At 69.2% G+C, this 723-nt stretch carries 1 pseudogene; it reads right to left on the bottom strand.

The features are described 5' to 3' along the window. Positions 1-723: pseudogene (locus tag OO70_RS55195) on the bottom strand (hypothetical protein); the annotation flags it as partial.

The raw sequence follows: 723 nt of genomic DNA, 5'->3' as shown, positions 1-723 counted from the left end.
CCGTGTGCCGCCCGCCGCAGCCGCCAGGCATTTGTCGCGGGCTCGTTCGAACTGCTCCAGCCACCGGTCCGGCGCCTCGGCGACGTACTTCCACGGCGCAGGGGTGACGAACGGCCCGATCGCCACGAAGACCTGAGCGGCCTCCCAGTGCCGACCACGATGCCCTGTCGGCGTACTGGAACCACCCGTACAGCGCCCGTTTCGTGGCGTGGGAGGCCGAGTCCGTGGTCCAGTACAACGGCGTGAGTTGGCCCTGCGCCCGCATCCGCTTGTAGTACTCGACGTGCACATAGAGCGGCAGCACCAACAGCGGTGAGCCATCCGGCATCGGGGCGCACAAGCACCGCACGACGTCGAACGCGTTTATCCCGTACGCCTGGATCGCCTGGATCAAGCGGTGCCACGCCTCACGGTTGCCCGGATCACGCTTTTCGGCCTGGTGCAGCAGTCCCCACGGGCCGGGCGGAAGCGGTAAAGCGATCTCCGGGGACGGCATTCGGTGTTCGGGGCGCCGCCGCCTTGCATCTGGCCAGTCCAGTTGCGCCAGCATCAGCAGGCACACCCAGGGCACCGGATCGGCGGGCCAGTAGCGTGCCGCTTCCTCGCATGCCGCTCGGGCGCGATCCGCGAGCAATCCCACACCGCGCTGCCCGGCACGGTAGGCGTTGAGTGCCTGCTGCACGCTCACCCGCGCGCGCATCATCAGCGCGTCGGCGTCCGGCT

Origin of the sequence: Streptomyces xylophagus, assembly GCF_000716435.1 — a bacterium.
GTDB classification, from domain to species: Bacteria; Actinomycetota; Actinomycetes; order Streptomycetales; family Streptomycetaceae; genus Streptomyces; species Streptomyces xylophagus.
Note: the sequence above shows the minus strand (reverse complement) of the source record. Positions and strands in the feature narration are given on the sequence as shown.